General features: G+C 70.8%; 13 protein-coding genes and 1 tRNA gene. 6 read left to right on the top strand and 8 right to left on the bottom strand.

The window, feature by feature from the left end; translation table 11 throughout:
* Positions 1 to 105: 105 nt before the first annotated feature.
* Genes ABZ738_RS17900 through ABZ738_RS17890 form a run of 3 tightly spaced genes read right to left on the bottom strand, consistent with a single transcriptional unit; the run spans position 106 to position 2,858 of the window.
* The gene (locus ABZ738_RS17900) at positions 106 to 1,572 is read right to left on the bottom strand and encodes a PP2C family serine/threonine-protein phosphatase (RefSeq protein WP_176092220.1); all 1,467 of its coding nucleotides are present in this window, start codon (positions 1,570 to 1,572) and stop codon (positions 106 to 108) included.
* A complete protein-coding gene (locus tag ABZ738_RS17895) occupies positions 1,569 to 2,057 on the bottom strand; it encodes an FHA domain-containing protein (RefSeq protein WP_111242783.1) in 489 nt (162 codons plus the stop codon). Before ABZ738_RS17895 ends, ABZ738_RS17900 begins: the two co-directional genes overlap by 4 nt.
* A 6-nt stretch (positions 2,058 to 2,063) precedes the next feature.
* Positions 2,064 to 2,858, bottom strand: coding sequence for a DUF3662 and FHA domain-containing protein (locus tag ABZ738_RS17890; protein WP_131051381.1), 795 nt, complete (start codon positions 2,856 to 2,858; stop codon positions 2,064 to 2,066).
* 227 nt (positions 2,859 to 3,085) lie between these two features.
* On the opposite strand from ABZ738_RS17890, the gene ABZ738_RS17885 reads away from it, so the two are divergent.
* The 3 genes from ABZ738_RS17885 to ABZ738_RS17875 all read left to right on the top strand — a co-directional run bounded on the left by ABZ738_RS17885 (position 3,086) and on the right by ABZ738_RS17875 (position 5,146).
* Positions 3,086 to 3,171 (top strand) — tRNA-Leu (locus ABZ738_RS17885).
* A 65-nt stretch (positions 3,172 to 3,236) separates the two neighbouring features.
* Positions 3,237 to 4,352, top strand: coding sequence for an NAD-dependent epimerase/dehydratase family protein (locus ABZ738_RS17880; RefSeq protein WP_176092219.1), 1,116 nt, complete (start codon positions 3,237 to 3,239; stop codon positions 4,350 to 4,352).
* The gene (locus tag ABZ738_RS17875) at positions 4,349 to 5,146 is read left to right on the top strand and encodes a WecB/TagA/CpsF family glycosyltransferase (RefSeq protein ID WP_357214451.1); all 798 of its coding nucleotides are present in this window, start codon (positions 4,349 to 4,351) and stop codon (positions 5,144 to 5,146) included. Before ABZ738_RS17880 ends, ABZ738_RS17875 begins: the two co-directional genes overlap by 4 nt.
* Before the next feature lie 64 nt (positions 5,147 to 5,210).
* Here the strand turns inward: ABZ738_RS17875 and ABZ738_RS17870 are convergent, their stop codons facing one another.
* Complete coding sequence (locus tag ABZ738_RS17870) at positions 5,211 to 7,085, bottom strand: S8 family serine peptidase (protein WP_357214448.1); 1,875 nt, start codon at positions 7,083 to 7,085, stop codon at positions 5,211 to 5,213.
* 220 nt (positions 7,086 to 7,305) lie between these two features.
* On the opposite strand from ABZ738_RS17870, the gene ABZ738_RS17865 reads away from it, so the two are divergent.
* Positions 7,306 to 7,908 (top strand): hypothetical protein, encoded by a 603-nt coding sequence (locus ABZ738_RS17865; RefSeq protein WP_131051385.1) that lies wholly within the window; start codon positions 7,306 to 7,308, stop codon positions 7,906 to 7,908.
* Here the strand turns inward: ABZ738_RS17865 and ABZ738_RS17860 are convergent.
* The 3 genes from ABZ738_RS17860 to ABZ738_RS17850 form a co-directional block, all read right to left on the bottom strand.
* The gene (locus ABZ738_RS17860) at positions 7,876 to 8,274 is read right to left on the bottom strand and encodes a hypothetical protein (RefSeq protein WP_131051386.1); all 399 of its coding nucleotides are present in this window, start codon (positions 8,272 to 8,274) and stop codon (positions 7,876 to 7,878) included. The genes ABZ738_RS17865 and ABZ738_RS17860 overlap by 33 nt on opposite strands.
* Before the next feature lie 191 nt (positions 8,275 to 8,465).
* Positions 8,466 to 8,687 carry a DUF397 domain-containing protein gene (locus ABZ738_RS17855; RefSeq protein ID WP_131051387.1) on the bottom strand — a complete coding sequence of 74 codons (222 nt, stop codon included), beginning with the start codon at positions 8,685 to 8,687 and terminating at the stop codon, positions 8,466 to 8,468.
* A complete protein-coding gene (locus tag ABZ738_RS17850) occupies positions 8,657 to 9,538 on the bottom strand; it encodes a helix-turn-helix transcriptional regulator (RefSeq protein WP_131051388.1) in 882 nt (293 codons plus the stop codon). The genes ABZ738_RS17855 and ABZ738_RS17850 overlap by 31 nt, the downstream gene beginning before the upstream one ends.
* A gap of 567 nt (positions 9,539 to 10,105) precedes the next feature.
* On the opposite strand from ABZ738_RS17850, the gene ABZ738_RS17845 reads away from it, so the two are divergent.
* Both ABZ738_RS17845 and ABZ738_RS17840 read left to right on the top strand, forming a co-directional pair.
* Entirely contained in the window at positions 10,106 to 10,396 is a 291-nt protein-coding gene (locus ABZ738_RS17845; protein ID WP_131051389.1) for a hypothetical protein, read from the top strand.
* Between the two features lie 101 nt (positions 10,397 to 10,497).
* Entirely contained in the window at positions 10,498 to 10,938 is a 441-nt protein-coding gene (locus ABZ738_RS17840) for a hypothetical protein (protein WP_131051390.1), read from the top strand.
* 7 nt (positions 10,939 to 10,945) lie between these two features.
* On the opposite strand, the gene ABZ738_RS17835 is transcribed toward ABZ738_RS17840, so the two are convergent.
* Positions 10,946 to 11,737, bottom strand: a complete 792-nt coding sequence (locus ABZ738_RS17835) for a PASTA domain-containing protein (RefSeq protein WP_357214442.1) — start codon at positions 11,735 to 11,737, stop codon at positions 10,946 to 10,948.
* Positions 11,738 to 11,841: the final 104 nt, after the last annotated feature.

Below are 11,841 nucleotides of genomic sequence, written 5' to 3'. Positions count from 1 at the left end.
TCGGGACCGGGCCTGGCGTACGCCGGAACGCTCGCCCGCGTTGGCGGGCGAGGTTGCCGGAGTGGCCGCTGCGGTCACGATCGTCCTCGGTTCGGGTGCCGGTGCCTACTCGGGCGACCGGCAGGCCGCCGGGTCGACGGTGGGCGAGAAGGTGTCGGGCGTGGCGTCGGGCGTACCGGTGGGCAGGGCCGCCGCCCCGTTGTCGGACGGCCGCACCGGTGGGGTCGCGGAGCCGCCCGTGGCGGAGACCGACGCGCTGCGGACCGGGCTCGGTGAGCCGCTCGGCGCATCCGGTGCCGGCGAGGGTTCGCCCGCGTCGGGGGTCGGGGGCGGGGGCGTCGCGGGCGGGCAGATCGGCTTGAGGTTGACGTTGGTGGGGCTGTCCACCGTCAACTCGGCCAGTCGGCGTTCCGCGTCCGGCTCGCTCTTGGCCGGGATGCCCTGCTTGACCTGCTCCTGTGCCGCGAGGGTGAGATCGTCGAGCTGGGCGCTGCTCTCGGAGTGGACCGTGGAGAGGTCCATCCCGGCGATCTGGCCCTGGATGCCGCGGAACACGGCCACCTGACCGTCCTGCGTGGCGCCGACGTAGTACTGCCGCTGGGTGTAGGTGTACCCGCCGTAGAGGCTGCCGGCGAGGATCACCGCCAGGGCGGTCGTCATCGCCAGCGCCCGCAGCGGTCGCCGACGGGGCTCCGGCTCGTCGTCGCCGTTGCCGGCGGGCTCCTCCGGCACGGGCGGGCGGGGGGCGGAGAGCGCCGAGGCCCGGGCGGCCGGGGTGGAGACGTCGGCCGAGGTAGCCATGCCACGGTCGCGGGCGGCAGCGCCGCCGACGATCGGTGCCGCCTCGACGATGTCCCGGTCGGTGGCGTCCGCGATGATCACGGTGATGTTGTCCGGACCGCCGCCGCGCAGGGCGAGCTGCACGAGTCGCTCGACACACTGCTGCGGGTCGGTGTACTCGCGCATGGTCTCGCCGATGGTCTCCGCACTGACCACGCCGGAGAGTCCGTCGGAGCAGATCAGGTAGCGGTCACCGGTGAGCACCTGGCGCACGGAGTACTCGGGGTCGATGTCCCGGCCGTCCAGGGCCCGGGTGAGCAGCGAGCGCTGGGGGTGGCTGCTCGCCTCCTCCGGGCTGATCCGGCCTTCGTCGACGAGCATCTGGACGTAGGTGTCGTCCTTGGTGATCTGCGCGAACTCGCCGTCACGAAGGAGATAGGCCCGCGAGTCACCGATGTGGACCATGCCCAGCTTGCTGCCGGAGAAGAGGGTCGCGGTGAGCGTGGTGCCCATCCCCTCCAGCTGTGGGTTGGCTTCCACGGTGTCGCGGAGCTGCTGGTTGGCGGTGCCCACGGCGGAACGCAACGCGTCGACCAGGGCGTCACCGGGGACGTCCTCGTCGAGCGGCGCCATGGCACCGATGACGATGTTGCTGGCGACGTCACCGGCGGCCATGCCGCCCATGCCGTCGGCGACGGCGAGTAGCCGCGGTCCGGCGTAGACGGAATCCTGGTTACCGTCACGGATCAGACCGCGGTCGCTGTGGGCCGCATAGCGCAGGGTCAGAGTCATGGCCGTAATTCGAGAGAGGTGCGGCCGATCCGGATCGGCACGCCGAGGGGGACGGGGGTCGGTCCGGTGACCTTAGCGCGATCGAGGTACGTCCCGTTAGTCGAGCCGAGATCCTCGACGAACCACTGCCCGTCACGCGGTACGAGCCGGGCGTGTCGCGCGGAGGCGTAGTCGTCGGTGATGACGAGGGTGGAGTCCTCGGCCCGACCGATGGTTATCTGTGCCTCGCCCAACGTGATCCGGGTGCCGGCCAGTTGCCCCGCGGTCACCACCAGTTGGTGTGCCGCCCGTCCCCGCTTGACCTTCGCCGGCTTCGCCGTCGCTTGACCGGTCGACGCGCCGACCGCTCGGGGTGCGGCCACGAGCCGACCTGAGCGGGCCCCCGCGAACAGGTCCCGACGGATGACGCCGACCACCGTGAACACGAAGATCCACAGCAGGACGAGGAATCCGAACCGGGCGACGGTGATGACGAGTTCCGGCAAGGCGGGTCAGCCGTCCACGCGGAAGGTCAGGGTGGTCGTACCGAGCTGGATCATGTCGCCGGGGTTCAGCGCCACGGCGGAGACCCGCTGGCCGTTGACCATCGTGCCGTTGGTCGAGCCGAGATCGGTCAGCACGACCTGGCCGCCGTCGAAGTCCAGCCGGGCGTGTCGCCGGGAGATGCCCACGTCGGGCAGACGCAGGTTGGCCTGGTCGCCCCGACCGATCACGGTCGAGCCCATCTGGAGCGGGTAGGTGCGGCCGTCACCGGAGACCAGCCGGACGTTGCGGCCACCACCGTGCCCCTGCGGGGGTCCGTAGCCGCCACCCTGGTCGTACGAGGGGTAGCCGGGCGGACCGGCGTCGTACCCGCCGCCGGGCGCCGAGACCGGGGCGACCTCGCCACCGGTGTAGACCTCGGCGGTGACCCGGAACATGCCGGTGTCCAGCCCTTCACCGCGCTCGATCTCGACGATCACGTCGCCGTAGACCGTCCAGGCCTGCTCGCCGATGAACTCCGCCTGCGACTGGGCCAACTCCTGGGCCAGCGCGGCGGCGTACGGCGCCAGCCGACTGTGGTCGTACGGCGAGAGATCGATCACGTAGCGGTTCGGCACCAAGGTGCGCCCACCGGCCAGGATGGCCTTGTGCGCCTCGGCCTCCCGCTGCATGGCGTTGAGGATCTCCACGGGGTGCACGACCCCCTTGAAGACCTTGGCGAAGGCCCCCTCTACCAGGCCTTCCAGACGCTTCTCGAAGCGTTGCAGCACGCTCACCGGCTCCTCCTCGGGTCCCGAGGACATGATGGTATCCGTCCAGAGCGCACGCAGCTCACACGCCGCTCGGCGAGCAGGCCACGGCCCGTTCGGACGGCCTCGAATCGTCGTGCTACTCTTTCGTCCGCCACGAACGGTAACCGCTGGAAGCAGCGAATGCCATTCGCGGTCACGACCGAGGGTCACGTAGCATTGCCGAGGTCCGCCGGAGACGGTGGAGCTGGCACGGGCTACGCTGCCCGAGGTCATGCCACGGGGAAGTGGCGGAATGGCAGACGCGCACGGTTCAGGTCCGTGTGCCCGAAAGGGCGTGGGGGTTCAACTCCCCCCTTCCCCACCACAGACGAGGGCTCCGCGGCGACGCGGGGCCCTCGCTCCGTATCGAGGCGTACGAAACGTCACGCTATGCTCCGATGGTTTCTGCCTCCGACGCACCAGGAGTGGCATGTGAGTGTCGCATTCGTGACCGGTTCGGGCGGGCTGATCGGCTCCGAGGCGGTCCGGCACTTCGCCGGCCTCGGTCTCGACGTCGTCGGCATCGACAACGACATGCGGCAGGAGTTCTTCGGCGAGGAGGCGTCCACCGCCTGGAACGTCCGCCGGCTGACCGACGAGCTGGGTGAGCGGTATTCGCACCACAGCATCGACATCCGCGACCGCAGCGCGCTCGGCGCGCTGTTCAAGCGGTACGGCCGGGACGTCGCCGTGGTGATCCACACGGCCGCGCAGCCCTCGCACGACTGGGCCGTGCGCGACCCGTTCACCGACTTCGACGTGAACGCCGCCGGCACCCTGAACGTCCTGCAGAGCGTCCGCGAGCACTGCGTGGAGGCACCGGTCATCCACTGCTCCACGAACAAGGTCTACGGCGACCGGCCGAACAGCCTGCCGCTGGTCGAGCAGGAGACCCGCTGGGAGATCGAGCCGGGCCACCCGTACGAGCAGGGCATCCGCGAGGACATGTCGATCGACGCCTGCCTGCACTCCATCTTCGGCGCCTCCAAGGTCGCCGCGGACGTGATGGTGCAGGAGTACGGCCGCTACTTCGACATGCGGACCGCCTGCTTCCGGGGCGGGACGCTAACCGGCCCGGCCCACTCGGCGACCGAGCTGCACGGCTTCCTGGCGTACGTGATGCGCTGCAACCTGGAGCGCCGGACGTACAAGATCTACGGCTACCAGGGCAAGCAGGTGCGGGACGCGATCCACAGCTCGGACGTGGTCTCCGCGTTCGAGGCGTTCTTCCGCGACCCGCGCTCGGCGGCGGTGTACAACCTCGGCGGCGGCCGGCACTCGAACACCTCCATGCGGGAGGCGTTCACCGAGGCCGAGCGGATCACCGGGCAAGAGATGATCTCGGAGTACGTCGAGGCCAACCGGGTCGGCGACCACAAGTGGTGGATCGGCTCCAACGAGGCGTTCCAGGCCGACTACCCGGACTGGAAGCAGGTCTACGACGTACCCATGATCATGCGTGAGATCTACGAGGCCAACGTGGACAAGTGGGTGCCCGGAGCATGACCAAGAAGAACGTCCTCGGCGTCCTCGTCGACGCCACGACCTACGCCGAGGCGACCGAGCGGGTGGTGGCCGCCGCGCAGGAACGCCGCCCGATGGCGTTGACCGCGCTGGCCGTGCACGGCGTGATGACCGGCGTACTGGACCCACCGCACAACGCGCGACTCAACTCGTTCGACGTGGTGACCCCGGACGGCCAGCCGGTGCGCTGGGCGCTCAACCTGCTGCACGGCGCCGGCCTCACCGACCGGGTGTACGGGCCGCTGCTGACCCTGCACGTGCTCTCCCGCTTCGCCGACGAGGGCCTGCCGGTCTACCTGTACGGCTCGACCGACGAGACGCTGGCCCGGCTGATCCCGGAGCTGGAGCGGATGTTCCCGGCGTTGAAGATCGCCGGGGTGGAGGCGTCGAAGTTCCGCCCCGTGCAGCCGGGCGAGGACGTCGAGATCGCCGACCGGATCCGGGCCAGCGGCGCCCGGCTCGTCCTGGTCGGCCTCGGCTGCCCCCGCCAGGAGGTCTTCACGTACGCGATGCGTCCGCTGCTGGACATGCCGATGATGGCGGTCGGCGCGGCCTTCGACTATCACGCCGGACTGCTGCGTCAGCCGCCGCCGTGGATGCAGCGGGCCGGGCTGGAGTGGTTCTGGCGGCTCGGGCTGGAGCCGAAGCGGCTCTGGCGTCGCTACGTGATCCTCAACCCGGCCTACCTCGGCCGGCTGTTCGCGCAGAAGACCGGGCTGTGGAAGGCCCGGCCGCCGGCTCCGGCCACCGAGCGTCCACGCACGTTCGCGGTCTGACCACGGCGTCGAACGACCACCGGGCCCCTGGCGTGATGCCGGGGGCCCGATGCCGTTGCGGACGTCAGAGGGTCAGCGTCCAGGTGTTCACGTAGCCGGTGTCTCCGCTGTAGACGTCCCGCACCTGGAGTCGCCAGGTGCCGTTCGCCGCCTCGCTGGAGAGGTTCACCGTGTAGGTGGCGTTCACGTTGGCCGTGCCGTCGAAGATGCTGCTGTTCTTCAGGCGGTACGAGGAGCCGTCCGGCGCGAGCAGGTCGACGACCAGGTCACCCCGGTAGGTGTGCACGATGTTCACCGCGACGGTCGAGGTCGACGCGGCGTTCCGGTTGCAGCCGGCGATGGTGATCGAGCTGGTCACCGCCGCGCCCGCGTCCGGGATCGCCACGTCGGTGCCGTTGCTGCCCGTGCAGCCGCCGCTGCCGCTGCCGGTCACCGTCAGCGAGAACGTCGCGGTCCTGCTGCCGGAGGCGGCGCTGCCGGTCACCGTCACCGGGTACGTGCCGGCGGGAGTACCTGCCGAGGTGGTGACGGTCAGCGTCGACGACCCGCCGGAGGTGACGGTGGCCGGGCTGAACGAGGCGGTCGCCCCGGACGGCAGACCGCTCGCCGAGAGGCTGACCGACTGCGCGGACCCGTTGGTGGTGGCGGTGGACACACTCGTGGTCACCGAGCCACCGGGCGCGGTGGAGCCGGCGGTCGGCGACACCGAGACCGAGAAGTCGTTGGTCGGCGGCGGGGTGTCGCCGTTGACCACGTAGAGCAGCTGGTTCGGGGTGCCGGTGCCCACGTTCGTGATCACGTTCGGGGTGGAGTTGGCCACCAGGTAGTCCCGGACCTGTTGCGGGGTCCACGACGGGTTGGCCGACAGCACGAGCGCGGCGACGCCGGCCACGTGCGGGGACGCCATCGACGTACCGCTGATCGAGTTGGTCGCGGTGTCGCCGGTGTGCCAGGCCGACGTGATGCTCACGCCCGGCGCGAGGATGTCCACGCAGGTGCCGAAGTTGGAGAAGCTCGCGGCGGCGTCGTTGTTCTGGGTGGCGCCGACGGTGATCGCCGGAGCGGCCCGGGCCGGCGAGTAGTTGCAGGCGTTCTGCCGCTGGCCGAGCGCGTTGCCGTTACCGGCGGCCACCGCGTAGGTGATGCCGGCGTTGATCGAGTTGATCACCGCGTTGTCGACCGAGGTGTTCGCCCCGCCGCCCAGGCTCATGTTGGCGACGGCCGGCTTGACCGCGTTCGCGGTGACCCAGTCGATGCCGGCGATGACTCCGGCGTTGGTGCCGCTGCCCTGGCAGTTCAGCACCTTGACGGCCACCAGTCGGGTGGCCTTGGCGACGCCGTACGCGGTGCCGCCGACCGTACCGGCGACGTGGGTGCCGTGGCCGTTGCAGTCGGTGTTGTTGGTGTCGACGGTGTTCGTGCCCCAGGTCGCCCGGCCGCCGAAGTCGGAGTGGGTCGTCCGGATGCCGGTGTCGATGACGTACGAGGTGACGTTCGAGGCGGTGTTCGGGTAGGTGTAGGAGCTGTTCAGCGGCAGGTTCCGCTGGTCGATCCGGTCCAGGCCCCAGGACGGGGGGTTCGTCTGGGTGCCGCTGATCGTGACGGTGTGGTTCTGCTCGACGTACGCCACCGCCGGGTCGGCGGCGATCCGCGCCGCAGCCTTGGCGCTGACCCGGAGTTCCGCGCCGCGTACCGCTGCGGTCCAGGTGCGGGCCGTGCTGCCGCCGTGGCGGCGCACCAGCCGGTCCACCGACGAACCGACGGCGTTGCGGCCCACCTCGGCGTCCTTGAACACGACGATGTAGCTGCCCTCGACGGCGGTGGCACCGCCGGCACTCCTGATCGTGCCGACCGGCTCGGCCGCCATGGCCGGCGTGGCAGTGGCGACCATGGCCAGCGCGGCCAGGCCGACGAGTACGGACCTGTGTGGAAGAGCCATCTTCCTACCTCCCTCCGACCGGCCCTGATCGTCTACCCGCTCGTGGCAGGTTGATCGATGAATGCCGATCGAGGTGAGAGTAGTGGTGTGCCCGGAGGCAGATAAACATGCCGGATCTCCCATCACGTCGGTGCGATGGCCCCCTACGGGGACCAGGTACGGGACGAACGGGGGGCGGGCCCGGATTCGCGAGAGCGGAAATCGGGCAAGTCTGATGGGCATGCAGAGCCATCTCGCCCTCCTGCTCCCGGTCGCCACCGTCTGGTGGGTCGCCGGATACCTCGCGGACGGGCTGCCCCGGATGACCCACGCCCGCGGCCTGCGCCGACACACCGGCTGGCTGCTCGGCCTGACCGGGGTCGGACTCGCCCTGACGGTGGCGCTGCCGATCGCCGGGCTGAGCACTCCCGGGGCCACCCTGGCCGATCGGGCCGCGAGCGGACTCACGCTGGCCGCCGTACCCGCCGCCGTGGTGGCGATCTGCACGGTCCGCCGGGTCCGCCGCCTGTTGGCCGGAGCCAGCACGCTCGCCACCGCCCCCCGGACCCCGGCCCCGCACGGGTTGCGGGCCGCCGCCGCCCATCCGCTGATCGGCCTGCCGTTGCAGGTGACCGGGCTGGCTCTGCTGCCGGCTCTGATCGCGGCCAGCGGCGCCGGTCAGCTCTTCGGGCCCGGTGCGGCCGGACCGGCGGTCACCGTGGGCGCGCTGGGCGTGGCGGCCATCGGCGTACGCCATGCGCTGCGGCACAACCGGCTCGCCGAGTTGGCCATGCCGGAGCGGGCGGCGACCTCAGCGCAGCCGGCCCGAGCCCTGCACGTATAGCAGTTCCAGGATCGCCCGGGTCGCCTCGAACCAGCGGTCCAGCCAGCCGGGCGGCGGGACGCTGCCGCGCGGCGGCAGCTCCATCATCAGCCCGTGCATCAGTGGGTGGTCCACCAGGGAGGGATTCTCCGCCATCGGCCATCCCGGCGGCGGGAACGATGCCTCGGTGAGCGGGTTCGGATCCAGTGACGGCGCGTGCTGCGACTGTACCGACTCGGCCACGCCTCTGACGTCCCGCCCGCCGCGATCACCGTCGGGCGGCACCTCGGTCAGCATGCTGTCCCTGCGGGCGCCGCGGTACTGCCCGCCGAAGCGCTCCGCCTTGGCCGGGCCGTTGCTGATGTTCTCTGATCCGATGTTCGTCATTCCGTCTCGCCTGCCTCGCTCGGTTACCCGCCCTGCCGGGGGGATGTCGACCAGCGCGTACCGAGTAGTACAACGAGACACGGTCGATGTGGCGACGGCAGCCGTCCCGGCCGACCGGCGGGCCCGTGCCGCAACGCACGGTCCCCGTCCGGCCAGGCCGGACGGGGACCGTCTACACCGCTTACCGCCAGTCAGCTACGGCCGAACGCGCCGTCCCTGGTGCCAGCGACGAAGGCGTGCCAGTGTCCCGGTGCGAAGACGAGGGCCGGACCGGCCTTGTCCTTCGAATCCCGGACGCCGACCGCCCCGGTCACGTACGCCACCTCCACGCAGTTGTCACAGTTCGGGCCGCTCTTCGAGCTCTTGAACCATGTCGCCTGCGTCAGGTCCACGGAGAATCCTTGCGTCGCCACTTCCACAACGGCTCCTCTGCCAGTCTCGCGATGTACTCGACGGACTCCTCCGGACGTCGGGCCGCTGCTCGAATGTGATCGAAGATGAAGCTGTACTTCTGTAGCTCGTCGCTCTTCTCCAGGAAAAGCCCACCCGTGGCGTTCTCCGCGTACACGACATCCGGATCACCGGGTTCGGGGAAGCTGAGGATCGTGAAGGTGCCGTCCATGCCGGCGTGCGCCCCTACCTCGAACGGCAGGACCTGGAGCGTCACGTTCGGCAGTTGGGCCACCTCCGCCAATCGTTTGAGCTGGCCACGCATGACCGTGTCCCCGCCAACCGGACGGCTCAGCACCGCCTCATCGAGCACCACCCACAGATCGACCGGATCATCCTGGGTCAACAACGACTGACGGCCGAGTCGGACACGCACTCTTTGTTGCACCTGTTCGGGGGTGAAGTCCGGACGGGCGGCCTTGATCATCGCGCTGGCGTACTCCTCGGTCTCCAACAGTCCGGGAATCACCTGCTGCTCGTACGCACGGATCGAGCTGGCCGCCGCCTCCAGGCCGACGAACGCACCGACCAACACCGTGCTGTACGGGTGCCACCAGCCCTTCTGTCGCGCCTCGCGGGCGATCTGGACCAGCTCGTCACTCTCGGCGCCGACCACACCGTAGATCCGGAGCATGTCCCGCACGTCGCGGGGCGTGGCGGAGGTGTGGCCGGTCTCGATGCGGGAGATCTTCGACGCCGAGCACTCCAACTGCTCGGCGACGGCTTCTATGGTGATGCCGGCGGCCTCGCGTTGGCGGCGCAACTCCGCGCCGAGCCGGCGCCGCCGGATGGTCGGACTGCGGCGCTCGCTCACCCGTTGTCACCTCTCGCCTCGACGCGCCGCTGGTTCGACACCCGCCTCGGGCGCGACCGTCGGGGCTGGCGAGCGTACGCGGCATTGGGGTGGTGCCGGTCGTCGGCCGGCCGCGGCGGCGAAACCGTTCCTCAGTGTGCCGCTCGGGTGGTGGCGCGTTCAAGCGCCGTTTCGTGCGAGCCGCTCACTTATCGGCAAAAGTCTACGTGCAACTTGCATGCAGCACGCCTCTGATGCACTCTGTCCGTATGACCTGGGTTACGCACCGTCTCCGCGCCGTCTCCCCCCGTGATCTCCACGGCGGAGCCGCGGACGGGGCGTACACCCGACCGTCGGTCACGGGCCCGGATCTCCCGCAGGGGAACCCGCCGCCCACCCCCGACGGCGGCTCCGGCGACACCACCTGAGCCCGCACCGGTCGAGCGGCGCGCCACCAGCGTTCCCGGCACCGACCAACGCCCGCGCCACGAACCGGCGCACGAGACACGACCTCGTCGCCGGAGCCGCATCTCCCCCCGATCGCCCCCGCCGGCCTTCCCCGCCGGCCAACCCTTCTCAGGAGCCCATGTGCATCCCCGCTCCGGTGACGTACTGCACGTGACTCGCGCGGCGAGTGTCCAGTTCCGCAGCAAGCCCATCCAGTTCCGGGTGATCCGGGTACTCGACCGACCCACCTACGACGGTTGGCTCTGGCTCGAAGGCTACGAGTTGAACGCGGCGGGGGACGCGGTCAACCGGCGTTCGATCTTCGTCCAGCGAGCGGGTCTGGAGCAGATCCAGGCCGCTCCGCAGCCTCGTCCGCACACCGTCCGCTCGGCCCGTCGGCCGGTCACCCGAACACCGGTCCGGGTGGGCTGAGCATCACGAACAGCCGCCGTGGGGGCATGCCGACGCCATAGAATCGGTATGCCCACCCCGGCAAAGTCTCCATCCCGCGCGTCCCGGGCCCTGAACCTGGGATGGCCATGGTCAATCTGCCCACGCGACAGCCCCGACGATCCCGCATCACCTACGCCTTCGGAGTCCTGGCGCTGCTCGGCGCCGCCACCACCATGCTGGTGCTGGTCCGGGACCCCGCCCTCTCGTCCACCCGGCTGGCCGAGCCGGTGCCGGCACCAGAGATCACCGTGGTGCAGACCGAACCGACCGGCCCGTACGGCGTGACCGGCGGCTGGGACCGGTTCGGCACGAGCGACCAGCCGGGCGTCGACCCGGCCACCGCGTACGGCGGTGCCGTGTCGGTGGACGACCAGGACCGGGAGACGGCCCCGACGGCCCATGCCACCCGTGCGGATCCTCGCCAGGATCTCAGCCGCTCGCTCTTCTGGTCCGGCGTGTTCGGGTTGGCCATCTCACTGGCCGGGTTGGGCCTGGTCGGCACCAGACGCCGGATGTGGTGACCGGCCCTCAGGCGGTCGGGGTCGCCGTGCCGGTCGGCTCGGCTGTCGGCGCACCGGTCGTCGGCGACGGGCTCGGGCTCGCGGCAGCCACCACCAGTCTGATCTCGTCACCCGCCTCGACCAATACACCCGCACCCGGCTCGGTGGCGATCACCGTGCCCGAGGGCTGGTCCGACGGCCGGTACTCCACCTCGTAGCCGAGATCGAGCTGGTCCAGCAGCGCCCGTGCCGCCGCCTCGGAGAGCCCGGTCAACGGCGGCACCGGAAGCTGGGCCGGGGCGGCGCTGGTGGTCGGCGGTGAAGACGGTGACGGGGTGGTCGGCGACGGTGCGGCGGTGGTCGGCGGTGCCTGTGTCGTCGGCTGTGGCGACGGTGGCGTCGATCCGTCCTCGTCCAGCGCCTGCCGGACCAACCACAGGCCCAGACCGAGCAGGCCGAGCAGGAGCAGCAGGACGACACCCCAGAGAATCGGCAGCCACCAGCGCCGGCTCGCCTGGTCGTCGGGGTACCAGTCACCACCGGCCGGCTCGCCGTCGAAACCCGGCCGCACCGACGGCACCTCCGCGCGGCCCGACCACGCCGCCGACCCGGACCGCTGCGTCGGGGGCAACGGCGCGGTGGCGTCCGCCGGTGCGGGCTCTCCGGGCGTACGGTCCATCGGCGCGGTCGCGTCGGGTGCGGTGTCACCGGGCGTACGGTCCAGCGGAGCGGTCTCGTCGGGGCGTCCGGTGACCGGCGGGATCCGGCGGGTCCGGTCGTCCGACGCGTCCTCGGGCGGCTCCTGGCGGTCGTCGCTCATCGCACGTCCTTTCCGCCGGTCCGGCGGGCGGCATGGCCCTCGACGGTCAACCTAACGGTTCGTCGGGCCATCGGCCGGCATCAGCGTGTCGGAAGCGCGTCACT

It is taken from the genome of Micromonospora sp. NPDC047793, from assembly GCF_040642635.1.
Taxonomy (GTDB): domain Bacteria; phylum Actinomycetota; class Actinomycetes; order Mycobacteriales; family Micromonosporaceae; genus Micromonospora.
The sequence above is the reverse complement of the archived record's forward strand: the minus strand, read 5'-3'. Positions and strand labels throughout refer to the sequence as shown.

Bases quoted from the DNA above. Each gene is read 5' to 3' on its own strand.
- ABZ738_RS17865 (WP_131051385.1), top strand. From the start codon at position 7,306: ATGCAGAGCCATCTCGCCCTCCTGCTCCCGGTCGCCACCGTCTGGTGG.
- ABZ738_RS17840 (WP_131051390.1), top strand. From the start codon at position 10,498: ATGGCCATGGTCAATCTGCCCACGCGACAGCCCCGACGATCCCGCATC.
- ABZ738_RS17900 (WP_176092220.1), bottom strand. From the start codon at position 1,572: ATGACTCTGACCCTGCGCTATGCGGCCCACAGCGACCGCGGTCTGATC.
- ABZ738_RS17880 (WP_176092219.1), top strand. From the start codon at position 3,237: ATGCTCCGATGGTTTCTGCCTCCGACGCACCAGGAGTGGCATGTGAGT.
- ABZ738_RS17875 (WP_357214451.1), top strand. From the start codon at position 4,349: ATGACCAAGAAGAACGTCCTCGGCGTCCTCGTCGACGCCACGACCTAC.
- ABZ738_RS17860 (WP_131051386.1), bottom strand. From the start codon at position 8,274: ATGACGAACATCGGATCAGAGAACATCAGCAACGGCCCGGCCAAGGCG.
- ABZ738_RS17835 (WP_357214442.1), bottom strand. From the start codon at position 11,737: ATGAGCGACGACCGCCAGGAGCCGCCCGAGGACGCGTCGGACGACCGG.
- ABZ738_RS17870 (WP_357214448.1), bottom strand. From the start codon at position 7,085: ATGGCTCTTCCACACAGGTCCGTACTCGTCGGCCTGGCCGCGCTGGCC.
- ABZ738_RS17890 (WP_131051381.1), bottom strand. From the start codon at position 2,858: ATGTCCTCGGGACCCGAGGAGGAGCCGGTGAGCGTGCTGCAACGCTTC.